Source organism: Streptomyces sp. NPDC037290 (genome assembly GCF_055603245.1).
Map to the genome: position 1 here is coordinate 603,799 of NZ_JBVJVZ010000005.1, position 24,703 is coordinate 628,501.

Here is a 24,703-nt window from a genome sequence, read left to right on the forward strand (position 1 = left end):
AGCGTGTTGCGCAGCACGGCAGGGGAAAGATCCTCCTCAGGTATCATGGTCGGTCCTTTGCCAATCCATTACTCTTGAGCCAAGGCTGCGCAAGGCAGCCATGGAGGAGTGAAATGAGGAGCAGTAACCCGGTCTTCTCGCGACGGGGGTTCAGCCGCGACAACGGCTACGCCGGCTTCAACACCGCACCGCAGGCCGGGTACGCACAGGGCAACCCGTACGCGCAGAACCCCTACGCCCAGAACCCGTACGCACAGCCGGGCGTCCAGTACGGCGCCGGCGCCCCGCCGCAGGCTCCGGTCACCACCGACCGGATGACCATGGACGACGTCGTCGTCCGCTCGGCCATCACGCTCGGCACCGTCGCCGTCGGCGCCGTCCTCGCCTGGGCGCTGCTGCCGGTCACCACGACCAGCTACGGCCTGGCCGTCGGCTCCGCGATCGTCGCGCTCGTCCTGGCGATGATCCAGAGCTTCAAGCGCACCCCGTCCCCCGCGCTGATCCTCGGGTACGCCGCCTTCGAGGGCGTCTTCCTCGGGGTCATCAGCGAGATGTACAACAGCCGCTGGAGCGGCGCCCCGTTCCAGGCGGTGCTCGGCACCATGGCCGTCTCGGCCGCGACCCTGCTGGTGTACAAGGCCGGCTGGATCCGCGTCACCGCACGCTACGCCCGCATCGGCATCGCCATCGCCATGGCGTTCCTGGTGGTCATGGCGGTCAACCTGCTGCTGGTCGCGTTCGGCGTCGCCGAGGACGGCGGTCTGCGCAGCTTCGGTCCGCTCGGCGCGCTCGTCGGCATCGTCGCGATCCTGCTCGGCGCGTTCTTCCTGACCCTCGACTTCAAGCAGATCGAGGACGGCATCGCCTACGGCGCCCCGCGCAACGAGTCCTGGCTGGCCGCCTTCGGCCTCACCGTGACCCTCGTCTGGATCTACCTGGAGATGCTCCGACTGGTGGCGATCTTCACCAACAACGACTAGCGGACGGCTGGTCAGGCGCAGTAAAGGGCCCCGGACTCGTTCCGGGGCCCTTCGCCGTCTAGAGCAGCTTGCGCGCTGCCCTCCTCAGGTCGTACTCGTGGACGATCGCCTTCGCGTGGCCGTACGCGAGGTCGTACTCGTGCCGGAGCCAGCTGACCTTCTCCTCGAAGCGGAACAGGGCGGGGCCTTCTTCAACGGTGCGCAGCCAGTCGGAGACTTCACGACCGGTGCAATGGGGAATGCGGGCGAGCAGGTTGCGGTGGGTCTCCTCGGAGAAGAGTTGGGACATCGGCGCCTCCGAACGCAAAGGGGATGTAAGCCGGTCCTTCACGTCACCGTGCCTGAGCGTTGGCCTGTTGGCAACAGTGCGGCAGGCTAGTCTCGGCGCGTGGTTGATACGACGCCCCTGACCCAAGCAGTGGATCACTTCGCCGACAGGTTGCGGGCCGCTCCGCAGAGCCGGCTGCAACGAGGCGCCGCCGGTGAGGCCTTGGCCGTCGCGAGGGAGCTCTCCCGGCGCGCCCAGCGGCTTGAGGAGCCCGGTGCCGAGCCGCGGGAGATGCCGGACGCGGGGATGTTCGCGGCGGCCGACCAGCTGCTGGTCGCCGCGCATGACCTGGGGCTGGTGCTGCGTAGCGACACCGAAGTCGCCGAGGCGGTGCGGCTGGTCGAGGAGGCGCGTCGCAGGGCGGGGGTCTGAGCGCCCTTCGCCACCTGCGGCACAAGGTCCTCAGAGCGACGCTATGACCCTGTCGGCCAGGATGTAGACCATGTTCCCGTCGTCCTCGCCGTAGGCGAAGGTGAGGGTGTATGCGCCGGAGATGCCGGAGCCGCCCAGCAGGTAGGGGGCCTCGCCCGCTTCCACGGCGGAGGCCAGGCGCTCGGCGGTCTCACGGTGGCCCGGGGTCATGCACAGGGTGGTTCCGTCGGCGAACACGTAGACGTCGAGGGTGCCGAGCGGGCCCGGACGGACGTCGGAGAGCTCGACGCGCTCGGCGGCCAGCTGCTCCAGCGTGGTCACCGTGCGCTCGTGGTCGTTCACCGCAGGGGACTGCACCGGGACGAAGTCGGGGTGCGAGGGGTGACGGCGCCGGGCCGCGGCCAGCTCCGGGGACTCCCCGGCGAACTCGTCGCTGTCGGCGGTCGGCTCGGACACCGGCTCCAGGCCGACGAAGTCCGTCTGCCGGGGCAGGAACAGGTCGGCGTCGGGCAGGCCGAGGAGGGTCGGGGTGTCGGAGGCGTCACGGGTTTCCTGAGCGGCCCAGAAGGCACGCGCCTCGGCCAGCTCGCGCTCCCGCTCCTCGGCGAGCGCCTCGGCGACGGCGGCGCGTATCCGGTCGGTGTCGGACTCGCTGCGCGCGTTCGGCACCAGCGCGCGCGTGGCGGCTGGCTGGTTCTGCGCGAGCTGGGTCTGCAGCTCACCGAGCTGGCGGCGCAGCTTCAGAACGGTGCGCAGGACGGCGACGCCCACGGCGCCGGTGGCGGCCGTGGTGAGCAGCAGGGCGATCGGCATGGCGCTCACTGACGTACTCCCGGTTCAAAGTCGACCCCCGACTTCCTACATCAGCTTGAAGGGCGGACTATCCAGCTGTCAGTGCGTAACGTCACGAAACGGACGGGACTTTGGCTTCGTGGTCTCGCCGCGTACCGCGCTGACCTGCTCCGACCTGCACTGATGTGCCCGGTGAGCGAGATAGGTCACATCCTGGGGGAGATTGGATCACGAAAAGGCCCGGAACCTTGGCGTTTCCTCGGTTCCGGGTCGATTCCTGACGGATTGTGCCTGGCCTGCTACGGACGGTGTGTCAGCTGAGGCGCTCGATGACCATCGCCATGCCCTGGCCGCCGCCCACGCACATCGTCTCCAGGCCGAACTGCTTGTCGTGCCACTGCAGGGAGTTGATGAGCGTGCCGGTGATCCGGGCGCCGGTCATGCCGAAGGGGTGGCCGACGGCGATGGCGCCGCCGTTGACGTTCAGCCGGTCGAGGTCGATGCCGAGTTCACGGTAGGAGGGGATCACCTGGGCGGCGAAGGCCTCGTTGATCTCGACCAGGTCGATGTCGCCGATGGTCAGTCCGGCGCGCTGCAGCGCCTGCTTGCTCGCCTCGACCGGGCCGAGGCCCATGATCTCGGGGGAGAGGCCGGAGACGCCGGTGGACACGATCCGGGCGAGCGGGGTCAGGCCCAGCTCGCGGGCCTTGGTGTCGCTCATGATGACGACGGCGGCGGCGCCGTCGTTGAGCGGGCAGCAGTTGGCGGCGGTGACGAGCCCGTCCGGGCGGAAGACCGGCTTGAGGCCCTGGACGCCCTCCAGGGTGACGCCCGGGCGGGGGCCGTCGTCCTTGCTGACGACCGTGCCGTCGGGAAGCGTGACCGGGGTGATCTCGCGCTCCCAGAAGCCGTTCTTGATGGCCTGCTCGGCGAGATTCTGCGAGCGGACGCCGAACTCGTCCATCTCCTGGCGGGTGACGCCCTTGGCGCGGGCCAGGTTCTCGGCGGTCTGGCCCATCGCGATGTACGGGTCGGGCAGCAGGCCGTCCTCGCGCGGGTCGTGCCAGGTGGAGCCCTCGGACTCGGCCACGGCGGCGGTACGGGCCTCGGCCTCGGCGAACAGCGGGTTGTGGGTGTCCGGCAGGCCGTCGGAGCTGCCCTTGACGTAGCGGGAGACGGTCTCCACGCCGGCCGAGATGAAGACGTCGCCCTCGCCGGCCTTGATGGCGTGCAGCGCCATGCGGGAGGTCTGCAGCGACGAGGAGCAGTAGCGGGTGATCGTGCAGCCCGGCAGGTGGTCCATGCCCATCTGCACGGCGACGATCCGGCCGAGGTTGTGACCCTGTTCGCCGCCGGGGAGGCCGCAGCCGAGCATCAGGTCGTCGATGTCCCTGGGGTCCAGTTCGGGGACCTTGGCGAGCGCGGCCTGGATGATCGTGGCGGTCAGGTCGTCGGGGCGCAGATCCTTGAGGGAACCCTTGCCGGCGCGGCCGATGGGGGAGCGGGCGGTCGAGACGATGACGGCTTCGGGCATCACGGCTCCAGTGACGGGGTTGTTTAGGCAGGGCCGGTTGGGAAGTTACCGCTACGTATGGCCCAGGTCACCGGTGTCGCGGTGTGACACTGACCGCAATTTACTAAGCGCTTGCTTGGCACTCCGGTGATTCGGCCCCCACGGTGCGGGCGGGCGGGGAGCCGGTCAGACCGACGGAGTCGCCGGCTCCGCCTCCGGTACCCGGCGCCGCCGGCGACGCTTCAGCAACGCCCACGGCCCCCGCGCCCCCGTCGGCATCGCCGCCGTGACCTCCGTGCCCGCCTCGGACGCGGCTTCCGCGGCGGCCCGTGCCACCGGCAGGAAACCCTCGCGCCGCGACACGTCCGGCCGTTCCTCCTCCGCCGGCCACAGGCCCAGCGCCGCGCACACCGTCGGCAGGACGGCCATGGCCGCGGTCGCGTAGCCCTCGGCCGAGGGGTGGTAGTTGTCCGGCCCGAACAGCTCCCGTGGGTTCGCCTCGAACTCCGGGCCCAGCAGGTCGCCCAGCGACACCGTGCGGCCGCCCTGCTCCACGACCCCGATCGTCTGCGCCGCCGCCAGCTGCCGGGAGGCCCGCCGGGCCAGCCAGCGCAGCGGCTGCTGCACCGGCTCGATGGTGCCCAGATCGGGGCACGTTCCGACCACCACCTCCGCGCCGGCCGTGCGCAGCCGTCGTACCGCCGCCGACAGGTGCCGTACCGAACGGGTCGGCGGCATCCGGTGGGTCACGTCGTTCGCACCGATCATGATCACGCAGATGTCCGGGACGGGGGACGGGGACGACAGGACCTGGGCCACCTGCCGGTCCAGGTCGTCGGACTGGGCGCCCGGCAGGGCGACGTTGCGCAGTTCCACGGGGCGTTCCGCCACCGCCGCGAGTCCCGAGGCCAGCAGCGCGCCCGGTGTCTGGCCCGCCCGGTGCACACCCTGTCCGGCCGCCGTGGAGTCGCCGAGCATGCTCAGACGCAGGGGTGGCTCTCCGGGGACGTCGTACGCGTGGCCGTACACACCGTCGGCCACCGGCACCCGGCCGCCGCTGTGGTTGCCCACATGGCGCCGGGCCAGCCGTACCTCCGCCAGCAGCAGGCCGACGGCGGCCGCGCCGACCAGCCCCGCCCCACCGCCGCCGTACGCCGCTCCGGCCGCGATGCGCCGGGCCACTCTCGCCCTCGACATGCTCGTCATGCGTCGCCGCCACCTCCTCGTAGCCGTACCCACTCCTTGCCCCGTACAGCCCGTGCGCCAATCTCAACGGGGAGTGAACGACCGCCACCGCCACACCGCTGGCCTTAGGCTGGCGGCACCACTACGAACACTTCTTTTGCAGCGACCGGAGACAACGGTGCACTTCCACGACTCGATGATCAGCCTCGTCGGCAACACCCCGCTGGTGCGGCTCAACAACGTGACCAAGGGCATCCAGGCGACCGTCCTGGCCAAGGTGGAGTACTTCAACCCCGGCGGCTCCGTGAAGGACCGCATCGCCCTGCGCATGATCGAGGCCGCCGAGGAGAGCGGGGAGTTGAAGCCGGGCGGCACGATCGTCGAGCCGACCAGCGGCAACACCGGTGTGGGACTGGCGATCGTCGCCCAGCAGAAGGGCTACAAGTGCATCTTCGTCTGCCCTGACAAGGTCTCCACCGACAAGATCAACGTGCTGCGCGCGTACGGCGCGGAAGTGGTCGTCTGCCCGACCGCCGTGGACCCCGAGCATCCGGACTCGTACTACAACGTCTCCGACCGGCTCGTCCGCGAGACCCCGGGCGCGTGGAAGCCCGACCAGTACTCCAACCCCAACAACCCGCTCTCGCACTATCACTCGACCGGCCCCGAGCTGTGGGAGCAGACCGAGGGGAAGATCACCCACTTCGTCGCGGGCGTCGGCACCGGCGGCACCATCTCCGGCACCGGCAACTACCTGAAGGACGCCAGCGACGGCAAGGTCAGGATCATCGGTGCCGACCCCGAGGGGTCCGTCTACTCCGGCGGCTCCGGCCGGCCGTACCTGATCGAGGGCGTCGGTGAGGACTTCTGGCCGACCGCCTACGACCGCACCGTCGCCGACGAGATCGTCGCCGTGTCCGACAAGGACGCCTTCCAGATGACCCGCCGCCTGGCCAAGGAGGAGGGCCTGCTGGTCGGCGGCTCCTGCGGCATGGCGGTCGTGGCCGCGCTGCGGGTCGCCGAAGGGCTCGGACCGGACGACGTCGTGGTCGTGCTGCTCCCGGACAGCGGACGCGGCTACCTCAGCAAGATCTTCAACGACGAGTGGATGGCCGACTACGGCTTCCTGGAGGACGAGGGCCCGAGCGCCCGCGTCGCCGACGTCCTGAGCGACAAGGCGGGCGGCACCATCCCCTCCCTGGTGCACATGCACCCGGAGGAGACTGTCGGCCAGGCCATCGAGGTGCTGCGCGAGTACGGCGTCTCGCAGATGCCCGTCGTCAAGCCGGGCGCCGGGCACCCCGACGTGATGGCCGCCGAGGTCGTCGGGTCCGTGGTGGAACGCGAGCTGCTGGACGCCCTGTTCAACAAGCGTGCCTCCCTCGACGACCCGCTGGAGAAGCACATGTGCGCCCCGCTGCCCCAGGTCGGCTCCGGCGAGCCGGTCGGCGACCTGATGTCCGTGCTCGGCTCGGCCGACGCGGCGATCGTCCTGGTCGAGGGCAAGCCGACCGGCGTGGTCAGCCGGCAGGACCTGCTGGCCTTCCTGGCCAAGGGCGGGAAGTAGCGGCGCACCCCCGGCGAACCCCCGGTGAACTGGGGGTTCACGGGTGTGGCTTGACGTGGGGCGGGGTTCGCGGAAGTGGTACGAGCGTGTCACGTGCGCGCAGCACCCGCTTAACACGCGTCCGGCACATTGGTGGGTGTCGGCAGGGCGGGAGCGGCTCCCCGCCCCGGCCGGCGCCGAACGGCGCCAAGGACCTCCGGAGCGGCTCCCGGACCTCCATGGACGCCACGGACGCGCAGCCCGGCCCTGACCCGGCCCGCGTCCCTCGCGGGGACCGCCGTCGTCCCGCCCCCCGGAAACGGGGGTGCGGCGGTCCCCGCGCACATCTTTTCCCCCGCTGTCCGGGGAGTGCGGACGGTCAGTCCTCGCCGTCGCCGCGGCGGCGGCCGCTGATCAGCTCGGGATGGAGCCGTACCGCCTGGGCGAAGTTGACGCCGACGATGCCGACCCAGGTGGCGATCGTCCCGGCCGTCCCCGCGATGCCGCCGCCGACGGCGGTCAGCGGTATGGCGAGGACCAGCGAGACCACGGCGAACCCGAAGCGCTCCGTCCACGTGTCGGCGTCCTTCGGGCGCCGGGCACCCCGCGCGCCCTCCATCCGCTGCTCGGCCAGCTGCCGCCGCACCCGGCGGTCCACCGCGTCGTCGATCCGCTGCTCGACCTTCTCCAGGAAGGAGTCGACCAGCGCGGCGTCGTAGTCATCGCCGAGTTCCGTGCGCGCCCGCACGGTGGCGTCGAGTTCCTTCCGCAGGTCGGGGTCCTTCTTCAGGTCCGAGCCGGGCGTGTCCGGTGTGCTCATACGTTCCAGCCTAGGGAACGATCATGTCCGGTGCACTGGGGACAACCCCCCTTCAGAGCGCCCTTGGCGTCGAACTGGATCATGAGATGTCCCTTGCCCGGCTGTATAACGTCATGCAGAGTTCTTGGTGTCTGAATAGGCTGTCCATGCTCCGGTGTTGATCCGGCGTAACCGATGACCGCACAGCAAGATCGGACGTCCGGGTTGAGGGGAGTGTGTGCTTGATGTCGTCTCGCATCGTGAACGTGCCGCTGTCCATGCCGTCCGCACGATCCGCGACCGTGATCCTGGACGGAGCCGGACTCGGCGTCGAGGACGTCGTCCGCCTGGCCGACGGCACCGCGCGTCCGGTCCCCGTGGCCGACGCGCTGCGACGCGCGGAGCACTCCTGGAACGCCGCCCGGCAGATCGCCGCGACCGGCCGCGTCTACGGCCGCTCCACCGGCGTCGGCGCCAACCGGAACGAGGACGTGCCCACCGAGGCCGCCGCCGGCCACGGCCTGCGCCTGCTGCGCAGCCACGCCGGCGCCATCGGCGAGCAGCTCCCGGCCCGCCAGGTGCGCGCGCTGCTCGCCGTCCGCGCCAACCAGCTGCTGGCCGGCGGCGCGGGCCTCAGGCCCGGCGTGATCACGGCGCTGTGCGAGGCCCTGGAGACCGGCGCACATCCGGTCGTCAACGAGTTCGGCTCCGTCGGCACCGGCGACATCGCCGCCCTCGCCCAGGTCGGGCTCGCGCTCGCCGGGGAACACCCCTGGCGCGGCGCGGACGCCCCCGAGCCACAGCCCCTCGACAACAACGACGCCCTCGCCCTGATCAGCAGCAACGCCCTCACCCTCGGCCAGTCCGCGCTCGCCCTGCACGAGCTGCGCGGACTCGTCGGCGCCACCCAGGTCGTCGCCGCGCTGTCCCTGCTCGCCGTCGACGGCTCCCACGAGGCCTACGCCGCCCCCGTGCACGCCGCCCGCCCGCACCGCGGCAGCACCGAGGTGGCCCGGCGGATGCGCGAGCTGACCGGCGCCGCCGACCGGCCGACCCCGCCGCTCGGCCGGATCCAGGACCCCTACGGCTTCCGCTGCCTGCCCCAGATCCACGGCCCCGCGCACGACGCCGCCGACGCCCTGGAGCAGGTCCTCACCGTGGAGATCAACGCGGCCGCCGAGAATCCGCTCATCTCCCCCGAGGACCTCGCCGCCTACCACCACGGCGGCTTCTATCAGGCCCAACTCGCTCTCGCCCTGGACCACTTCCGGCTCGCGCTCACCCAGGTGGCCCGGCTGTCCACGTCCCGCCTGTCCACGCTCAACGAGCCCGCCTACACCCGGCTGCGCCCCTTCCTCGCCGACCACGAGCCGGCCTCCTCCGGTGTGATGATCCTCGAGTACGCGGCCGGAGCGGCCCTGGGCGACCTGCGGGCCTTCTCGGCGCCCGCCTCGCTCGGCCACGCTGTACTCTCCCGGGGCGTCGAGGAACAGGCCAGCTTCGCCTCGCTCGCCGCGCGGCAGACCCTGCGCGCGTGCGGTGCGTATCGTCTGGTGGTCGGCTGCGAACTCGTCGCCGCCGTCCGGGCGCTGCGCCAGCGCGACCTGCGACCGGACCCGGGGCTGCCGGTCGGACGGGCGTTCGCGCTCGCCGAGACGGTCCTCGACGCCGACCCGGCCGACCGGCCGCTCACGGACGACGTGACGGCGGCGGCCGCACTGCTCGACCGGTTCACGGACATCTGGAGGGGGAGCGCGTCATGAGCGTGGACAGGAGTACCGGTGCGGCCTCCGGCGGGACGCCGGGTGCGCCGTCCGGCGTCACGGACAGCCCCGCGAACCGGCTGCAGGCGCTCTTCGAGGGGCACCGGCTCACCCCGACCCAGCGCCGGATCGCGCACAGCATGGTGCGGCGGGCCGCCGACGTGCCCTTCCTGTCCAGCGTGGAGCTGGCCGAACTGGCCGGGGTCAGCCAGCCGTCGGTGACCCGGTTCGCCGTCGCGCTCGGCTTCGACGGCTATCCGGCGCTGCGCAGGCACCTGCGCGAGGTCGTCCCCGCCGAACCGGCCGCCGAGGCGGGCGCCTTCAACGAGTACCAGCAGGCCGTCGAGGCCGAGATCGAGAACCTCCGCCACCTCGCCGACCTGCTCGCCGACCCGCGCCCGGTGCAGAAGGCCGGCCGGATCCTGGCCGCCTCCCGCCCGCTGCCGGTGCTCGGCCTGCGCGCCGCCGCCTCCCAGGCGTACGGCTTCGCCTACTTCGCCGCCAAGGTGCATCCGGACGTCCGGCTGCTCAACGAGGGCGGCACGATGATCCAGGACCGCATCGACGCCGCCGTCCGCGCGGGCGCCTCCGCGCTGCTGTGCTTCGCGCTGCCCCGGCATCCGCGCGAGGTCGTCGACACCCTCGCCTACGCCAAGGACGTGGGCCTGACCACGGTCACGGTCGCCGACTCGGCGTTCGCACCGGTCGCGAAGTACTCCGACCTGCTGCTGCCCGCCGCCGTGGGGACCGGCCTCGCCTTCGACACGGCGTGCGCGCCGATGCTGCTCGGGCGGGTGCTGCTGGAGGCGGTCTGCGACGGCCTGCCCGAGGCGCAGGCCCGGCTGGAGGAGTTCGACGCGAAGGCGGCGGCCCGGGGGCTCTTCGTGGAGTGATCCGGGGGCTGATCCGCTGTCGCGGGCGCTCTCAGACTCGTCTCACGTTCGCTCGTTACCGTTCCCGGCCGACAGCACTGTGCCGGACCGAGGAGGCGGATCGTGGCGCGCGGAGTACGCGGAGGACAGGGCCTGGCCCGGGTGGCCGTAGTCGTACGGGCGGGGGCCGCCCCGCTGTGGTGGTCCGGGGTGGTCGCCGCCGGTATCGGTGTGCTGCCGCAGGGGGTCACCGGGCGCCGGACCGGGGTGCTCGCCGGGGCCGCGCTGTTCCTCGTGGGCGCGGCCGCCGTGGCGCTCGTACGACGCGGGCGGTACGGCGCCCTCGCCCGCGGCGCGTCCCGCGCGGGCAGGTACGACGTGCTGCAGGACCGTGCGGTGACCGTGCGCAACTGGCGCCGGGGTCACCGCTGGTGGCTGCTGACGGCCTTCGCCGTCGCGCTCGGCTCCGCCTTCGCCGTGCCCGCGGCCGGCGGCCTGCTGCTGGCCGGGCTGGGCACCGGGCTGCGGCTCAAGGCCGCCTGGATCGGGCGGCGGGAGCGGGACGGGGAGACGCTGCTGTGGGTGCGCGTCGACTGGCTCGACCGGCGCGGCGGAGGCCCGGCGGGCAAGGCCGTGAAGGGCCTGCGCGGTACGGGCATCGCGGCCGGCGACGCGGCCCCGGGCGGGGCCCGCCGCCGTACCGTGGCGCTGGTCCGGGCCAGGCCCTAGACCTCCAGTTCCTCCTCGATCCGCTTCAGCTGGTGCCGGGCCATCGCCAGGTTGGCGCGGGCGGAGTCGAGGACCAGGTAGAGGAACAGGCCGTTGCCGCCGCGGCTCTTGAGCAGGCGGATCAGGTGGTACTGGTCCGTCAGCGTGATCAGGATGTCCTCGATCTCGCCCTTGAGGCCGAGCATCTCCATCGTGCGCATCTTGGCGCGGATCACGTCGGTGTTCCCCGCCGCGGCCACGTTCAGGTCGAAGCTCTTGGTGCCGCCCATCGTGCCCAGCGCCATCCCGCTGGTGTAGTCGACGAGCGCGACGCCGGTGGCGCCCTCGATGGAGGTGAGGGCTTCCTTCAGCGCGGTCTCGGTGTTGGCCATGGTGGTCCTTTCGGGACGGTCGGGTTGTCTCAGCTGTCGGTTGCGGTGTGTGTCTCGGCGGCCGTGGCACGGGGCGCGCGAGCGGTGCGGGTGCGTGCGGGGGCGGTCCGGGTGGTGCGGCGGACGGCCCGGGCGGCGGCGTCGGCCGCGTCGGCGGCGTCGAGCAGTTCCCCGATGCGGGCGCCGGCCCGGCGGCCCTCCAGGTGCAGCCGGCCGACGTTGACCCGGCCCTCGGCGAGCAGGGTCAGTACGGCGGTGCGGCCGGCCGCGTAGGTGGCGACGTAGCCGCCCTCGCCGCGCACCAGCAGTTCCCGGAAGCCGCCGTTGCCGGTGGCGTCGCTGACCCGCACGGCGACGCCGAGCGCGGCCGCGGTGAGCGCCGAGAGGCCCTCGGGGTCGACGCCGGGGGTGTCATGGGCGACGACGAGACCGTCGACGCCGGCCGCGAGCGCTCCGGTGAGCTGCGGCACCCGGGTGCGCAGCCGGTGCAGCTCGTCCAGGACGGCCTGAAGGTCCTCCTCGGACACGATCAGCTCTCTCCTCTCGGCGGGGCGGTGCCGTTCAAAGCGCCTCCAGCGCATCCCTGAGCCTCTTCAGCAGCGCGATGTCGGGGTCGGTGACCGGGGGTGGGGGCGGCGGGGCGGGTGCCGACGGTGCCGTCGGTGCCGGTGTGACGCGGCCGGCCGCCGCGAGCCGGCGTACGTCGACCAGCGTGTGGAAGGCCTGCCGGCCCAGGTTCCGGGCGATGCCGGGGGCCGTGCGGGCGCCGTCCACGCGGTCCAGGACGGCCCGTTGCCGGGGTGTGAGGGGTACGGCGGCCACCGGGTCCGCGCGGATCAGCGGGGCGCTGTCGGCGGCCGGGTCCGGCCACAGCCGGTGCAGCAGCAGGCGGCGGCGCAGCGTCTCGCGTTCCAGGGCGACCACCGGGACCGAGGGCAGCGGGCCGATGCGGGGCGTGTTGTCGTAGCGGAAGCGCCCCGGGGTGCTGCTCGGGGCCAGTGCGAAGTACCCGGCGTCGTACAGCGCGTCCAGATGGCACAGTTCCAGCGCGCCGACCGGTAACAGTCCGGACTCCAGGACGAGTTCGGCGGCGTGCAGCGGTCCCGCGCTCGCCGTGGCGGCCCGCTGCCAGGCGGCGGTCGCGAGGGTGCCGTGCGCCGTGAGGAGCACGTCGAGGCCGGGGGCGAGCGGGCTTTCGGCGTGCACCACCCGGCCCTCGGCGAGATACAGCGTGCCGTACTCGCGGACCAGGACGCCGGTGGCCCGGTCCTCGGCGAGCCGGGTGAGCATCGGAGACAGCGCCCGGGTGACCGACCTGTCCCGCACCGGCAGGGGCGGCGGAGGTATCTGTACCACGGTCATCCCAGCACCAGCCGGGCCGCCATCTCGCCGAGCCTGATCCGGGCGAGCGCGAGATTGCCCTCCTCGCGGCCGATCCACAGGTGCAGGAAGACGCTGCTGTCGAAGGACGTGTCCACGAACCGCAGCAGGTGATAGCTGTCGTGGTTGCTGACGATCACGTCCTCCACGCTCGGGTGTCCCTCCTCGTGGGCCGAGAAGGCACCGTGTTCGGCGGCCATCCGGGCCAGTTCGGCGGCCTCGGCGGCGGTCGTCTCGTGATCGCCGCCGGGCGCCTCCCCGACCGTCCCGAGGGCCAGTCCGCTCGTCCAGTCCACCAGTGCCGCTCCCCGGGCACCGGGTAACCGCATCGCTTCCAGCAGGCACTCGTCGATTCCGGGCACCGTGGCTCCCCTCCCGCCTGGGGTCTCCGGCTGAGTGACAGAGACACTACGCACCGTGCGCGCGAAAGACGGAGCCTTTGGCATTTTCCAGTGGAACATTCATCCGGCGTACTAGTGTGGGTCAACTGACCACAGGTACGGGTGAGTTGATCACCCCAGGGAAGTGAGTGCCCCCGCGTGCGCCCCGCCGGACTCCGTCACCACCTCGGCGACGGTCTGCGGTTCCCGTACGGTCGCGAAGGCGATGCCTCCCGAGCCGTCCGGCGCGAAGCCGTGGATCCCCGGCCGCGCAAGGGAGTTGTACGCGTAGTGGTGGGCGAAATAGTACGCGCCCGTGTCCAGCGCCGCCGCGTAGTCGCCCTGCTCCAGCGGCGGCAGCGCGCGGCCCTCCGCCAGCAGGTCGCCCGAGAAGCAGGCAGGCCCGGCCACGTCCTGCACCACCTCCGGCCCGGCCTTCGGCCGCCCCTTGGCGTCGTACACGGCGATCCTGAGCGGCCACGCCTCCGGCGCGTACACGGTCCGCGTCGCCACCTGTACGCCCGCGTGCGTCACCGCGATCCGCCGGCCGCCCGCGCGCTTGGCGTACTCCACCCGGGCCACCACCGTCCCGTGCTTGGCCAGCAGTGACCGCCCGAACTCGGTCACCAGGCCGTACCTCCCGTCGAACAGCCCCGGCACCTGTTCGGCCAGCAGCCGGGCGTACTGCGCGTACGTCGGTGCCGTCGCCTCGGCCGTGAAGTTCACCGGCAGTCCGCCGCCGATGTCGAGCGTGTCGATCTGCCGCCGCCCCGCCCGCTCGTTGATCTCCTCCGCGAGCCCGTACGCCTCCGCCGCGCCCCGCGCCAGCAGCGCCAGCGGGATGCCCTGGGAGCCGGTGTGCGCGTGCAGCCGGGTCAGCCACGGCCGGTCCAGGTAGGCGCGTACGACCCACTCGCGCGCCCCCTCGTCGCGCAGCGCCACCCCGAACTTCGAGGTCTCCGTCGCCGTCGAGGTGGCCCCGATGGTGCCGCCGCCCACCTGCGGGTTCACCCGGATGCCGAGCGGGGACCGGCTGGGCGCGGACCTGACCAGGGCGTCCAGGCGGTCCAGCTCCTGCGGGTTGTCGGCGTTCACCGCGATGCCCAGCGCCAGCGCCTCGCGCAGCTCCGCCGGGGTCTTGGCGGGTGAGTCCAGTACGGTCCGGCCGGCCGGCACCCCGGCCGCGCGGGCCAGCGCCAGCTCGCCCGGGCTGGCCACCTCCGCGCCGATCCCCGCCTCGTGCAGCAGCCGCAGCACCGGCACCAGCGGGGTCGCCTTCACCGCGAAGGCGTGCAGCACCGGCGCCCCGGGCGGCAGGACCGCGTCGAACGCCGCCCGCAGGGCCGCAGCCGACTCCCGGATCCCGGTCACGTCCAGCAGCCCCACCACGGCGGCGTCCGGCCCCAGCAGCCCCTGCTCGACGGCGGCCCGCACCGCGTCGTCCCGCCGGGCGGCACGCTCCCGCGCCTCGGCGGGACCCGTCTCGCTCTCCCGCTCCACGGTCTCTCCCCTCGTGTCCCTGTTGTCCGTCGTCGTCCGTCTCGCGTACATCCAGCCAAACACCGACGACGCGCGGACGGGTGCGCCCCGATGTATTGACTAGTTCTATTCAGGAGGACAGGATGTGAATAGACGTAGTAACAGGAGGAGGCAGACGATGTCGGGACCCCGCCCCGTACGAGCACCACGCGGCACGGAACTCAGCGCCCTGGGATGGCAGCAGGAGGCCGCCCTGCGCATGCTGCAGAACAACCTCGACCCCGAGGTCGCCGAGCACCCCGACAAGCTCGTCGTCTACGGCGGCACCGGCAAGGCCGCCCGGGACTGGCGCTCCTTCGACGCCATGGTCCGCACGCTGAGGACCCTCAAGCAGGACGAGACCATGCTGGTCCAGTCCGGCCGCCCGGTCGGCGTCATGCAGACCCACGAGTGGGCCCCGCGCGTCCTCATCGCCAACTCCAACCTGGTCGGCGACTGGGCCAACTGGGAGGAGTTCCGCCGTCTGGAGGCCCTCGGCCTGACCATGTACGGCCAGATGACCGCCGGCTCCTGGATCTACATCGGCACCCAGGGCATCCTCCAGGGCACCTACGAGACCTTCGCCGCCGTCGCCGCGAAGAAGTTCAACGGCACCCTCGCCGGGACGATCACCCTCACCGCCGGCCTCGGCGGCATGGGTGGCGCCCAGCCCCTCGCCGTGACGATGAACGACGGCGTCGCCCTCTGCATCGACTGCGACCCGCGCGCCATCGACCGCCGCATCGAGCACCGCTACCTCGACGTCAGGGCCGACTCCCTCGACCACGCGCTCCAGCTGGCCACCGAGGCCCGCGACCAGCGCAAGCCGCTGTCCATCGGCGTCCTCGGCAACGCGGCCGACCTGGTCCCGCAGCTGCTCGCGATGAACGCCCCCATCGACATCGTCACCGACCAGACCTCCGCCCACGACCCGCTGTCCTACCTGCCGGTGGGCGTGGCCTTCGAGGACATGGCCGACGCGGCCGCCAAGGACCCGGCCGGCTTCACCACGCGCGCCCGTGAGTCCATGGCCAAGCACGTCGAGGCCATGGTCGGCTTCATGGACGCCGGCGCCGAGGTCTTCGACTACGGCAACTCCATCCGCGGTGAGGCCCGACTCGCCGGTTACGACCGGGCGTTCGCCTTCCCCGGCTTCGTCCCCGCCTACATCCGCCCGCTCTTCTGCGAGGGCAAGGGCCCCTTCCGCTGGGCGGCCCTGTCCGGCGACCCCGCCGACATCGCCAAGACCGACAAGGCGATCCTGGAGCTGTTCCCGGAGAACGAGTCCCTGGCCCGCTGGATCAAGATGGCCGGCGAGCGCGTCCACTTCCAGGGCCTGCCCGCGCGCATCTGCTGGCTCGGATACGGCGAGCGGGACAAGGCCGGCGAGCGCTTCAACGACATGGTGGCCTCCGGCGAGCTGGCCGCTCCGCTGGCGATCGGCCGCGACCACCTGGACTGCGGGTCGGTGGCCTCGCCGTACCGCGAGACCGAGGCCATGCTCGACGGGTCCGACGCCATCGCCGACTGGCCGCTGCTGAACGCGATGGTGAACGTGGCCTCCGGTGCGTCGTGGGTGTCCCTCCACCACGGCGGCGGTGTGGGCATGGGCCGCTCCATCCACGCCGGTCAGGTCACCGTGGCCGACGGCACGAAGCTGGCCGGGGAGAAGATCCGCCGGGTGCTGACGAACGACCCGGGCATGGGCGTCATCCGGCATGTCGACGCCGGGTACGACATCGCGGAGACCGTGGCCGAGGAGCGCGGTGTCCGGGTGCCGATGCGTGAGGGTGACGAGGCGTGACCCAGCGCTCCGCTGAAGTGGGCGGCAGCGGTCCGGTGGGGGCCGGGCTCCCGTCGCCGTCCGCCGCTCGGGCCGGTACCTCCTTCCATGAGATGTGGCGCGAGCTGCTCCCCATCGGCCGGCACCCCGACTCCGGTGGCTACCGGCGCTACGCCTGGACCGGCGCCGACGCCGACTGCCGGGCCTGGTTCAAGGAGCAGGCCGAGGCCCGTGGGCTGACCTGTGAGGTCGACCGGAACGGCAACCAGTGGGCCTGGCTCGGCGACCCGGCCGCCGGGGACGCCGTCGTCACCGGGTCGCACCTCGACTCGGTGCCGGACGGCGGCGCCTTCGACGGGCCCCTCGGGGTCGTGTCCTCCTTCGCCGCGCTGGACGAGCTGCGCGGCCGGGGCGTCCGATTCGGCAGGCCGCTGGCCATCGTCAACTTCGGCGACGAGGAAGGCGCCCGGTTCGGGCTCGCCTGTGTCGGCTCCCGGCTCACCGCCGGACAGCTGAGCCTCGAGCAGGCGCACCGGCTCACCGACGGGGACGGGATCACGCTGCCGCGGGCCATGGAGGCCGCAGGCCACGACCCCGAGGGCATCGGAGCCGACCCCGAGCGGCTGGCCCGGATCGGTGCCTTCGTGGAGCTGCACGTCGAACAGGGCCGCGCACTGGACCTGTCCGGTGACCGGGTCGGCATCGCCAGCGCCATCTGGCCGCACGGGCGCTGGCGGTTCGACTTCCGGGGCGAGGCCAACCACGCCGGCACCACCCGGCTGGCCGACCGGCGTGACCCGATGCTCTCCTACGCCGAGACCGTGCTCGCCGCCCGCCGCGAGGCCGAACTCGCCGGTGCCGTCGCCACCTTCGGCAAGATCGCGGTGGAGCCGAACGGCGTCAACGCGATCCCCTCGCTGGTGCGCGGCTGGCTCGACTCCCGCGCCGCCGACCAGGACACCCTGGACACGGTGGTCGGGGGAGTGGAGAAGGCCGCACGCGAGTACGCCGACGCCCATGGCATCGACCTGGACGTGGTGCGGGAGTCCTTCACGCCGGTGGTCGAGTTCGACCACGCGCTGCGCGACGAGCTCGGCCGCATCCTGGGCAAGGACACCGCCCTGACGGTGCCCGTGCTCGGAACCGGCGCCGGACACGACGCCGGAATCCTCTCCGGGAGCATCCCGACCGCCATGCTGTTCGTACGCAACCCCACGGGTGTCTCGCACTCCCCGGCCGAGTTCGCCGCCGAGGACGACTGCGTGGCCGGGGTGCACGCGCTCGCCGACGTACTGGAAGGGCTGGCCTGCAGGTGACCAAGCGGACCTACTGGTTGGAGCACGCCTGGCTCGGCACCCATGTCGAGCCGGGGGTCGTGCTCGAGGTCGAGGACGGGCGGATCGGCGCGGTCCGCACCGCGACGCCCGCCGCGCCGCCCGGGGCCGAGGTGCTGCGCGGACTCACCCTGCCGGGGCTCGCCAACGCCCACAGCCACGCCTTCCACCGGGCGCTGCGCGGCACCGTCCAGGTCGGCAGCGGCACCTTCTGGACCTGGCGCGAGGTGATGTACTCCGTCGCCGACCACCTGACCCCGGACACCTACCACGCCCTGGCGCGCGCGGTGTACGCCGAGATGGCGCTCGCCGGCATCACCTGTGCCGGTGAGTTCCACTACGTGCACCACGCGCCCGGCGGCAGCCCCTACGCCGACCCCAACGCCATGGGCGAGGCGCTGATCGACGCCGCCGCCGAGGCCGGCATCCGGATCACGCTCCTCGACACCTGCTACGTCTCCTCCGGCTTCGGTGAGCCGCCCAACACCCACCAGCTGCGCTTCTCCGACGGGAGCGCGGAGAGCTGGGCCGAACGCTGTGCAGTTCTCAAGGAGCGGGATCACGCACGGATCGGAGCGGCGATCCACTCCGTACGGGCCGTGCCGGCCGGCCAGCTGGCGACCGTGGCGGCGTGGGCCGAGGAGCGGCGGGCGCCGCTGCACGTGCACCTGTCGGAGCAGACCGCCGAGAACGACGCCTGCCTCGCCGCGCACGGCTGCACCCCCACCCGGCTGCTCGCCGACCACGGCGTCCTCGGGCCGCGCACCACCGGGGTGCACAACACCCACCTCACGGACGAGGACATCGCCCTGCTCGGCGGCTCGGGCACCGGCACCTGCATGTGCCCGACGACCGAGCGGGACCTGGCCGACGGCATCGGCCCGGCCGTCGCCCTGCAGCGGGCCGGCTCACCGCTCTCCCTCGGCTCCGACAGCCACGCCGTCATCGACCTGCTCGAAGAGGCGCGCGCGATGGAGCTGAACGAGCGGCTGCGCACCCGCACCCGGGGACACTGGACGGCCGCGGCACTGCTGCGGGCCGCCGGCGCCGACGGTCACGCCGCGCTCGGCTGGGACGAGGCCGGCACCCTGGAGCCCGGCGCGCTCGCCGACTTCACGACGATCGCGCTCGACTCGGTCAGGACGGCGGGCCCGCTGCCCAGGCTCGGTGCCGAGACGGCCGTCTTCGCCGCGACGGCAGCGGACGTACGGCACACGGTCGTGGGCGGACGGCATGTCGTACGCGACGGGGTCCACACGCTCGTACCGGATGTGCCGCAGGCCTTGGCGCAGGCCGTCGAGGCCCTGCGCGACTGATGCCCACCGAAGCCCAAGAGGACACGATGAGCAGCACTGTCATCACCAACATCGCCACGCTGGTCACCAACGACCCCTCCCTGGGTGACGGCTCCCCCCTCGGTCTGGTCCAGGACGCGGCCGTCGTCATCGACGGCGACCGCGTCGCGTGGACCGGTGAAGCCAGCAAAGCACCCGCCACTGACAACCGGGTCGACGCGGGCGGCCGGGCAGTGCTGCCGGGCTTCGTGGACTCGCACTCGCACCTGGTCTTCGCCGGTGACCGCACGCAGGAGTTCAACGCCCGCATGTCCGGCCGCTCCTACACGGCGGGCGGCATCCGCACCACGGTCGCGGCCACCCGCGCCGCGACGGACGCGGAACTGGAGGCGAACCTCACCCGTTACCTCGACGAGGCCCTCCGCCAGGGCACCACCACCTTCGAGACCAAGTCGGGCTACGGCCTCACGGTCGAGGACGAGTCCCGCGCCCTGCGCATCGCCGCCGCGCACACCGACGAGGTGACGTACCTCGGCGCCCACATCGTCCCGCCCGACCACGCCGACGACCCGGCCGCCTATGTCGCCCTGGTCACCGGCGAGATGCTGGACTCCTGCGCGCCGCACGCCCGCTGGATCGACGTGTTCTGCGAGAAGGGCGCCTTCGACGGCGACCAGGCCCGCGCGATCCTGACCGCCGGCAAGGCGAAGGGCCTGCACCCGCGCATCCACGCCAACCAGCTCTCCTACGGCCCCGGCGTCCAGCTGGCCGTCGAACTGGACGCGGCGAGCGCGGACCACTGCACCCACCTCACCGACGACGACGTCGACGCCCTGGCGAACGGCAACACGGTCGCCACCCTCCTGCCCGGCGCCGAGTTCTCCACCCGAGCCGAGTGGCCCGACGCCCGCCGCCTCCTCGACGCCGGTGTCACGGTCGCCCTGTCCACGGACTGCAACCCCGGCTCGTCCTTCACCTCCTCCGTCCCCTTCTGCATCGCGCTCGCCGTCCGTGACATGCGGATGACCCCGGACGAGGCGGTCTGGTCCGCCACGGCGGGCGGCGCCGCGGCCCTACGCCGCACCGACATCGGCCGCCTCACCCCCGGCAGCCACGCCGACCTCACCCTCCTGGACGCCCCCAGCCACGTCCACCTGGCCTACCGGCCGGGCGTGCCCCTGGTCAGCGGCGTGTGGCGGCGCGGCGTGCGGGTGGTGTGACGGGCGGTTCGACGGGCGGTCCGCCGGTCACCTCGCCCCGGCCCGCCACCGCTGGTCGCTGCTGTCGTCCAGCGGTTGCAGGGCCACCCCGTGGCGGCCGTCCGGGGTGACGGCCGTCTCGATGGCGATGTCCGGGCGGATCGTGCCGTCGGGGTCGATGGTGAAGCGCAGGTTGTCGCCGTTGTCGCTGTAGACCGCGTCGCACTCCCAGATGCCGACGCCGCGGTACACCGAGCCCCGGCTGTCCAGGCAGAAGCGGTCGTCGGCCGCGGAGCGGAGCACGCCGAGGCGGGTGTCGAAGCGCCAGCGCTGGGTGTCGGCGGAGGTGCAGGGTTCGGTGATGACGTCGTTGCCCTCGGACAGATCGCCGTCCCGGATGTCCAGGCAGCGGCCCGTCGCCCGGTTCACCACCTGGGTGAAGGAGGTGCCCGGGGGCGAGAAGGAGGGCGTCGGGCCGGGGGTGGCCGGGTGCCGGGGTGGTGCGGGCGTCGTCGTCGGCCGGGGGGAACTCGGCGTGGGAGAAGGGGACTTCGACGCTGACCTGGTGGGGGAGGGGGACGGGGTGGGGGTGACCGAGACGGTCGCCGTCGCCGTCACCGTCACCGGAGGCGGCGCGGGGGTCGCGGCCGTCGGCTGCTGGTCGTCGGTGTGCGCCGGGGTGAGCAGGAACACCAGCAGCGGGGTCAGGGCCACGGCCAGGGCGGCCGAGGCCAGCAGGACGCGGCGGCGGGGCGGCCAGGCCGGCGTCCGCGGGGCGGCGGGAACGGGGACGGGGACGGGGACGGCCGGTGGCTCCCCGGCGTGTATGTACTCCGTTCCGCTCCATGGCAGCAGGCCCTCCGCCAGGGTCTGCCGGGGCGCGTCCCGCAGGGCCCGCAGATCCTCGAACGCGGCCGTGCAGTGCGGGCAGCGGGCCATGTGGGCGTCCAGGTCGGCACTGTAGCGCGGGCCGTCCGGCCGTACCGCCTCCTCGATCAGCCGGCGGAAGTCGGCGCAGCGCGGGTCGTCGGAGGCGGCGAGGCGCTCCCGGAGGCAGGCCTGGGCCAGGGCCTTGAGGGCCTGCGGGGTGCCGTAGGCCACGTCGGTGCGGCTCAGCCCGAGCAGGGCGGCGGTCCGCTCCTGCGGCTCCTCCTCCAGCACGCCGTACCAGACCAGGCCCTGGGTGCGCGACGGCAGCGACTGGAACGCGGGCAGCAGGGGCGGGGTGGGGCCGTCGGCCAGGCCGGACGCGTTCAGGGCGAGCAGCAGGCCCGGGTCGAGGCCGGCCGCGCGCTCGTCGCGTGCCCAGCCGGCCGCCAGCCCGGCGGTCAGCAGGAGGAGCCGGTGGCGCAGCGGGACGGCGGGCTCGACGCCGCGGGCCGTCTCACGGGCCGCCGTGGTGACGGCCTCGGCGGCCAGCCGGCGTGCGGCGGACTCGCTCGCGGTCCACAGCCGGGCGTAGGCCACGGCGGCCGGATGGTGCCGGCGGCGCAGCTCCTGCAGGGCGGGGTACGCCGTCGCCGTGGGGGAGCGCAGCAGTTCGGTCAGCCGGGCGTCCGGTACGTCCTCGTACTCCGCGCCCGCCTCGGTCCCGCCCGTCCCGGCCCCTTCCCCCTGAGCCATCGTTCTGCCTCCTCGCACCACCGGGTCGCCGCGCCGTTGCGGCCCCGGCCCGGCATACCAGCCGGTTTGGTGGGCCATGGTGGCCGAGAGGGGACGGCCGGGGAAAGAGGTTTCCGCGGATAACCGCATAACGTTTCTGTCGACAGGGCGAGTTGGCCGAATCGGCGGCGGGAATCCGGGAATGGCCGCACGGACCCTGGATACCCGCGCCACCCGGAGGGGTGGGCACACACGCGGACGCGGCCCGGCACCGACGGCCGGGCCGCGTCGCAGTGCGTCACGCGGAGAACGACACGGAGGAAGACGCGGACGTCACTCCTCGATCGTCAGCCCCTTGCGCAGCCGTACCAGCGTGCGTGACAGCAGCCGCGAGACGTGCATCTGGGAGATGCCCAGTTCCTCGCCGATCTCCGACTGGGTCATGTTCGCCACGAAGCGCAGCGAGAGGATCTTCCGGTCCCGTGGCGGGAGTTCGGCGATCAGCGGCTTGAGCGACTCGATGTACTCGATGCCCTCGAGGCCGTGATCCTCGTACCCGATGCGGTCCGCGAGCGCGCCCTCCGTCTCGTCCTCCTCGGGCTGGGCGTCCAGCGAGGAGGCCGTGTACGCGTTCGAGGCGGCCATGCCCTCGACGACCTCGTCGTTGGAGATGCCGAGCTTTTCGGCCAGCTCCGGGACCGTCGGCGCCCGGTCCAGCCGCTGAGCCAGCTCGTCCCCGGCCTTGGCCAGGTCCAGGCGCAGCTCCTGCAGCCGGCGCGGCACGCGCACGGACCACGAGGTGTCGCGGAAGAAACGCTTGATCTCGCCGATGATGGTCGGCATCGCGAAGGTCGGGAACTCGACGCCGCGGGTGAGCTCGAAGCGGTCGATCGCCTTGATCAGGCCGATGGTGCCGACCTGGATGATGTCCTCCATCGGCTCACTGCGGGAGCGGAAGCGGGAGGCGGCGAACTTGACGAGCGCGAGGTTGAGCTCGACGAGGGTGTTGCGGACGTACGAGTACTCGTGCGTCCCTTCCTCCAGCGACTCGAGGCGCTCGAAGAGGGTCTTGGACAGGGCCCGCGCGTCGACCGGGCCGATCTCGTCGTACGGGGGGATCTCCGGGAGTCCCTCGACGGGGTCGAGGGCGTCGATGGGATGATCCAGTTGTTCCGGTGGGGGTGTCGACGTCGCGGTCGGGGTATGCGATGCGTCGAGCCGGGGTGACATGGGTGTCCTCCATCGTTCTCGGCATAAGGCTGCCGAAGCCTGTGCGTGCACTGCGGTGTGCGGCGCCTCCGAAGCCGGCGTGTAGGAATAGGTGTCTTTACTAGCCCTACCTGCTTCACACCGGCGATCGCAAGTGCGTTCTGTTCAGGTATGTCCGATTCTGTGAAGTTCTTCGGGTGCCGGAGTGCGCATGGAAGGCGTAATGTTCGAGAGCAGTCAGCGTCCACGACCTCGGGAGAGAGACGGCATGGACCACGGGACGGTCGGCAGCGCACAGTCGGGCCGGCTTCTGGTGGAGGTGCGGGAAGAGGGCTCCAGCGCCGTTGTGACACCGGCGGGTGAACTCGACCACCACACCGCCGATCTTTTGCGTGAGCCCCTCGACGACCTTCTGGCCAAGGGCTTCTCGCGCCTCGTCGTGGACTGCTCACGCCTGGAGTTCTGCGACTCCACGGGCCTGAACGTCCTGCTCGGTGCCCGGCTGAAGGCGGAGGCCGCCGGGGGCGGGGTCCACCTGGCCGGGATGCAGCCCGTGGTCGCCCGGGTGTTCGAGATCACCGGGGCCGAGGCGGTCTTCACCTTGCACGACTCCGTGGAGGCGGCCCTGGCCGACGGCGCCGGCTGAGCCCGCCGCCCCCGCCCTCCCGCGCGCCGCAGGCCCTCGGGCGTTGCGTTCGTCACCCCGAAGACAGGGGTGTCGTGCCGGATCGGCCGGGCAGGAGAGGGCAGGAGAAGGGGGACACACCCCGACGAGCGCCGGCCGCGGACCGCCCCGGGACCGGCGAAACGACTGGACGGGACGTACGTGCGACGGACGGGTCGGCAGGACACCCCCGCGGACGACGGACGGACGGTGGGCGGACGAACGTACGGACCGGCCGGCACGGACGATGCCGGCCTTTTGAATCGTGAACTGGTGAATCGGTGAGGTGAAGCGCTGATGAGCACCACCCGGCCTTACTCGCCGGGCGACCGCGGCCCGGAGCCCAGCGGCGCTTCCGGGGCGTCCGAGGAAGGTGCGCCGAGTGCCGGCGTGCCCACGGGGGCAGCCGCGCCGTCCGGAGCTGCCGGCGGTACTCGGGGCACCGGCGGACCGCAGGTCCGCAGACTCGGCCTGCGCGGCGAGAGCGGGGTCGTCCCGCTCGCCCGTGACTTCGCCCGCCAGGCGCTGTACGCGTGGGGCTGGCTGCCCGCCGCCGGCGCCGACCAGCGGGCCGCCGCCGAGGACGTGCTGCTCGTCGTCTCGGAACTGGTCACCAATGCCTGCCTGCACGCCGAGGGGCCTGACGAGCTGCTCCTGGCCTGCGACAACAAGGTGATCCGGGTGGAGGTCTCCGACGGCGGCACCGGCCAGCCGGCCCCCCGCACCCCGCACCGCGCCGGCCGCCCCGGCGGCCACGGCATGTTCATCGTGCAGCGGCTGTGCCTGGACTGGGGCGTCGTCCGCCCGCCCGGCCGGCCCGGCAAAACGGTGTGGGCGGAGCTGGGCGCACCGGCGTAGTCCATCGGCGTGCGTCCGGCAGGCGGCACGCGGAAATCCGGTTTCCGCCGGGCGCGGTCCTGCCTACGCTGGGCGCAACGCGCTGACGGAGACGAGTAGCCCGGGCTCCGCGAGCCGAGAGAGCCGCCGGCAGCTGGGAAGGCGGCCTCGTACCCCGGGTGAATCCCCTCCCGAGTGCGGGGAGGAACGGACCGCCGCGCCACGACGGCCCCCATGCCCCGCCGGCCGGCC

At 72.7% G+C, this 24,703-nt stretch carries 24 protein-coding genes; 12 read left to right on the plus strand and 12 right to left on the minus strand.

Features of this window, described 5'->3' with window-relative positions:
• Positions 1 to 113: 113 nt before the first annotated feature.
• Positions 114 to 980, plus strand: a complete 867-nt coding sequence (locus ACZ7HQ_RS21445; protein ID WP_470992015.1) for a Bax inhibitor-1/YccA family protein — start codon at positions 114 to 116, stop codon at positions 978 to 980.
• Positions 981 to 1,038: 58 nt separating this feature from the next.
• Here the strand turns inward: ACZ7HQ_RS21445 and ACZ7HQ_RS21450 are convergent, their stop codons facing one another.
• Positions 1,039 to 1,269, minus strand: coding sequence for a DUF4287 domain-containing protein (locus ACZ7HQ_RS21450; RefSeq protein WP_020940491.1), 231 nt, complete (start codon positions 1,267 to 1,269; stop codon positions 1,039 to 1,041).
• A gap of 99 nt (positions 1,270 to 1,368) precedes the next feature.
• Here ACZ7HQ_RS21450 and ACZ7HQ_RS21455 point away from each other — a divergent pair, with 99 nt between their 5' ends.
• The gene (locus tag ACZ7HQ_RS21455; RefSeq protein ID WP_470992017.1) at positions 1,369 to 1,680 is read left to right on the plus strand and encodes a hypothetical protein; all 312 of its coding nucleotides are present in this window, start codon (positions 1,369 to 1,371) and stop codon (positions 1,678 to 1,680) included.
• 30 nt (positions 1,681 to 1,710) lie between these two features.
• On the opposite strand, the gene ACZ7HQ_RS21460 is transcribed toward ACZ7HQ_RS21455, so the two are convergent.
• The 3 genes from ACZ7HQ_RS21460 to ACZ7HQ_RS21470 form a co-directional block, all read right to left on the minus strand.
• On the minus strand, positions 1,711 to 2,502 hold the full coding sequence (locus ACZ7HQ_RS21460) for a hypothetical protein (protein ID WP_470992021.1): 792 nt from the start codon (positions 2,500 to 2,502) through the stop codon (positions 1,711 to 1,713).
• A gap of 283 nt (positions 2,503 to 2,785) precedes the next feature.
• Positions 2,786 to 4,006 carry an acetyl-CoA C-acetyltransferase gene (locus ACZ7HQ_RS21465; RefSeq protein ID WP_470992024.1) on the minus strand — a complete coding sequence of 407 codons (1,221 nt, stop codon included), beginning with the start codon at positions 4,004 to 4,006 and terminating at the stop codon, positions 2,786 to 2,788.
• A gap of 165 nt (positions 4,007 to 4,171) precedes the next feature.
• Positions 4,172 to 5,191 (minus strand): SGNH/GDSL hydrolase family protein, encoded by a 1,020-nt coding sequence (locus tag ACZ7HQ_RS21470; RefSeq protein WP_470992027.1) that lies wholly within the window; start codon positions 5,189 to 5,191, stop codon positions 4,172 to 4,174.
• Between the two features lie 157 nt (positions 5,192 to 5,348).
• Between ACZ7HQ_RS21470 and ACZ7HQ_RS21475 the strand changes: the two genes are divergently transcribed.
• A complete protein-coding gene (locus ACZ7HQ_RS21475; RefSeq protein WP_470992030.1) occupies positions 5,349 to 6,737 on the plus strand; it encodes a cystathionine beta-synthase in 1,389 nt (462 codons plus the stop codon).
• A 358-nt stretch (positions 6,738 to 7,095) separates the two neighbouring features.
• On the opposite strand, the gene ACZ7HQ_RS21480 is transcribed toward ACZ7HQ_RS21475, so the two are convergent.
• Positions 7,096 to 7,536, minus strand: a complete 441-nt coding sequence (locus ACZ7HQ_RS21480; RefSeq protein ID WP_470992033.1) for a hypothetical protein — start codon at positions 7,534 to 7,536, stop codon at positions 7,096 to 7,098.
• Positions 7,537 to 7,760: 224 nt separating this feature from the next.
• Between ACZ7HQ_RS21480 and ACZ7HQ_RS21485 the strand changes: the two genes are divergently transcribed.
• From ACZ7HQ_RS21485 to ACZ7HQ_RS21495, 3 genes are all read left to right on the plus strand, one after another.
• Entirely contained in the window at positions 7,761 to 9,278 is a 1,518-nt protein-coding gene (locus ACZ7HQ_RS21485; protein ID WP_470992035.1) for an aromatic amino acid ammonia-lyase, read from the plus strand.
• Entirely contained in the window at positions 9,275 to 10,171 is an 897-nt protein-coding gene (locus ACZ7HQ_RS21490; RefSeq protein ID WP_470992038.1) for a MurR/RpiR family transcriptional regulator, read from the plus strand. Before ACZ7HQ_RS21485 ends, ACZ7HQ_RS21490 begins: the two co-directional genes overlap by 4 nt.
• 102 nt (positions 10,172 to 10,273) lie before the next feature.
• Positions 10,274 to 10,879, plus strand: coding sequence for a hypothetical protein (locus tag ACZ7HQ_RS21495; protein WP_470992041.1), 606 nt, complete (start codon positions 10,274 to 10,276; stop codon positions 10,877 to 10,879).
• Here the strand turns inward: ACZ7HQ_RS21495 and ACZ7HQ_RS21500 are convergent.
• From ACZ7HQ_RS21500 to ACZ7HQ_RS21520, 5 genes are all read right to left on the minus strand, one after another.
• A complete protein-coding gene (locus tag ACZ7HQ_RS21500; RefSeq protein WP_470992044.1) occupies positions 10,876 to 11,250 on the minus strand; it encodes a roadblock/LC7 domain-containing protein in 375 nt (124 codons plus the stop codon). The two genes, ACZ7HQ_RS21495 and ACZ7HQ_RS21500, sit on opposite strands and share 4 nt — an antisense overlap.
• Positions 11,251 to 11,279: 29 nt before the next feature.
• On the minus strand, positions 11,280 to 11,780 hold the full coding sequence (locus tag ACZ7HQ_RS21505; protein ID WP_470992282.1) for a roadblock/LC7 domain-containing protein: 501 nt from the start codon (positions 11,778 to 11,780) through the stop codon (positions 11,280 to 11,282).
• Between the two features lie 31 nt (positions 11,781 to 11,811).
• Positions 11,812 to 12,612, minus strand: a complete 801-nt coding sequence (locus ACZ7HQ_RS21510) for a transcriptional regulator (RefSeq protein ID WP_470992047.1) — start codon at positions 12,610 to 12,612, stop codon at positions 11,812 to 11,814.
• Complete coding sequence (locus ACZ7HQ_RS21515; RefSeq protein WP_470992049.1) at positions 12,609 to 12,992, minus strand: hypothetical protein; 384 nt, start codon at positions 12,990 to 12,992, stop codon at positions 12,609 to 12,611. Before ACZ7HQ_RS21515 ends, ACZ7HQ_RS21510 begins: the two co-directional genes overlap by 4 nt.
• A gap of 150 nt (positions 12,993 to 13,142) precedes the next feature.
• Entirely contained in the window at positions 13,143 to 14,561 is a 1,419-nt protein-coding gene (locus tag ACZ7HQ_RS21520; protein WP_470992052.1) for a type III PLP-dependent enzyme domain-containing protein, read from the minus strand.
• Between the two features lie 106 nt (positions 14,562 to 14,667).
• Between ACZ7HQ_RS21520 and hutU the strand changes: the two genes are divergently transcribed.
• The 4 genes from hutU (at position 14,668) to hutI (ending at position 20,160) form a co-directional block, all read left to right on the plus strand.
• Positions 14,668 to 16,332, plus strand: coding sequence for a urocanate hydratase (gene hutU, locus ACZ7HQ_RS21525; protein ID WP_470992055.1), 1,665 nt, complete (start codon positions 14,668 to 14,670; stop codon positions 16,330 to 16,332).
• A 92-nt stretch (positions 16,333 to 16,424) separates the two neighbouring features.
• Positions 16,425 to 17,627 carry an allantoate amidohydrolase gene (locus ACZ7HQ_RS21530; RefSeq protein WP_470992285.1) on the plus strand — a complete coding sequence of 401 codons (1,203 nt, stop codon included), beginning with the start codon at positions 16,425 to 16,427 and terminating at the stop codon, positions 17,625 to 17,627.
• A complete protein-coding gene (locus ACZ7HQ_RS21535) occupies positions 17,624 to 18,961 on the plus strand; it encodes a formimidoylglutamate deiminase (RefSeq protein WP_470992058.1) in 1,338 nt (445 codons plus the stop codon). Before ACZ7HQ_RS21530 ends, ACZ7HQ_RS21535 begins: the two co-directional genes overlap by 4 nt.
• A 26-nt stretch (positions 18,962 to 18,987) precedes the next feature.
• Entirely contained in the window at positions 18,988 to 20,160 is a 1,173-nt protein-coding gene (gene hutI, locus ACZ7HQ_RS21540) for an imidazolonepropionase (RefSeq protein ID WP_470992061.1), read from the plus strand.
• A 27-nt stretch (positions 20,161 to 20,187) separates the two neighbouring features.
• Here hutI and ACZ7HQ_RS21545 read toward each other — a convergent pair whose 3' ends face one another.
• A complete protein-coding gene (locus ACZ7HQ_RS21545) occupies positions 20,188 to 21,762 on the minus strand; it encodes a ricin-type beta-trefoil lectin domain protein (RefSeq protein ID WP_470992064.1) in 1,575 nt (524 codons plus the stop codon).
• Positions 21,763 to 22,074: 312 nt separating this feature from the next.
• Positions 22,075 to 22,971: an RNA polymerase sigma factor SigF gene (locus tag ACZ7HQ_RS21550; protein WP_470992067.1), complete on the minus strand. Its 897-nt coding sequence runs from the start codon at positions 22,969 to 22,971 to the stop codon at positions 22,075 to 22,077.
• A 247-nt stretch (positions 22,972 to 23,218) separates the two neighbouring features.
• Here ACZ7HQ_RS21550 and ACZ7HQ_RS21555 point away from each other — a divergent pair, with 247 nt between their 5' ends.
• Positions 23,219 to 23,596 (plus strand): STAS domain-containing protein, encoded by a 378-nt coding sequence (locus ACZ7HQ_RS21555; RefSeq protein ID WP_470992070.1) that lies wholly within the window; start codon positions 23,219 to 23,221, stop codon positions 23,594 to 23,596.
• 315 nt (positions 23,597 to 23,911) lie between these two features.
• Entirely contained in the window at positions 23,912 to 24,472 is a 561-nt protein-coding gene (locus tag ACZ7HQ_RS21560; protein ID WP_470992073.1) for an ATP-binding protein, read from the plus strand.
• The last annotated feature ends 231 nt before the right edge of the window (positions 24,473 to 24,703 follow it).

Excerpts from the sequence above, each read along its gene's own strand:
- ACZ7HQ_RS21445 (WP_470992015.1), top strand. The coding sequence starts at position 114 with ATGAGGAGCAGTAACCCGGTCTTCTCGCGACGGGGGTTCAGCCGCGAC.
- ACZ7HQ_RS21450 (WP_020940491.1), bottom strand. The coding sequence starts at position 1,269 with ATGTCCCAACTCTTCTCCGAGGAGACCCACCGCAACCTGCTCGCCCGC.
- ACZ7HQ_RS21465 (WP_470992024.1), bottom strand. The coding sequence starts at position 4,006 with ATGCCCGAAGCCGTCATCGTCTCGACCGCCCGCTCCCCCATCGGCCGC.
- ACZ7HQ_RS21470 (WP_470992027.1), bottom strand. The coding sequence starts at position 5,191 with ATGACGAGCATGTCGAGGGCGAGAGTGGCCCGGCGCATCGCGGCCGGA.
- ACZ7HQ_RS21480 (WP_470992033.1), bottom strand. The coding sequence starts at position 7,536 with ATGAGCACACCGGACACGCCCGGCTCGGACCTGAAGAAGGACCCCGAC.
- ACZ7HQ_RS21485 (WP_470992035.1), top strand. The coding sequence starts at position 7,761 with ATGTCGTCTCGCATCGTGAACGTGCCGCTGTCCATGCCGTCCGCACGA.
- ACZ7HQ_RS21490 (WP_470992038.1), top strand. The coding sequence starts at position 9,275 with ATGAGCGTGGACAGGAGTACCGGTGCGGCCTCCGGCGGGACGCCGGGT.
- ACZ7HQ_RS21500 (WP_470992044.1), bottom strand. The coding sequence starts at position 11,250 with ATGGCCAACACCGAGACCGCGCTGAAGGAAGCCCTCACCTCCATCGAG.
- ACZ7HQ_RS21510 (WP_470992047.1), bottom strand. The coding sequence starts at position 12,612 with ATGACCGTGGTACAGATACCTCCGCCGCCCCTGCCGGTGCGGGACAGG.
- ACZ7HQ_RS21520 (WP_470992052.1), bottom strand. The coding sequence starts at position 14,561 with ATGTACGCGAGACGGACGACGACGGACAACAGGGACACGAGGGGAGAG.
- hutU (WP_470992055.1), top strand. The coding sequence starts at position 14,668 with ATGTCGGGACCCCGCCCCGTACGAGCACCACGCGGCACGGAACTCAGC.
- ACZ7HQ_RS21530 (WP_470992285.1), top strand. The coding sequence starts at position 16,425 with ATGTGGCGCGAGCTGCTCCCCATCGGCCGGCACCCCGACTCCGGTGGC.
- hutI (WP_470992061.1), top strand. The coding sequence starts at position 18,988 with ATGAGCAGCACTGTCATCACCAACATCGCCACGCTGGTCACCAACGAC.
- ACZ7HQ_RS21545 (WP_470992064.1), bottom strand. The coding sequence starts at position 21,762 with ATGGCTCAGGGGGAAGGGGCCGGGACGGGCGGGACCGAGGCGGGCGCG.
- ACZ7HQ_RS21550 (WP_470992067.1), bottom strand. The coding sequence starts at position 22,971 with ATGTCACCCCGGCTCGACGCATCGCATACCCCGACCGCGACGTCGACA.
- ACZ7HQ_RS21555 (WP_470992070.1), top strand. The coding sequence starts at position 23,219 with ATGGACCACGGGACGGTCGGCAGCGCACAGTCGGGCCGGCTTCTGGTG.
- ACZ7HQ_RS21560 (WP_470992073.1), top strand. The coding sequence starts at position 23,912 with ATGAGCACCACCCGGCCTTACTCGCCGGGCGACCGCGGCCCGGAGCCC.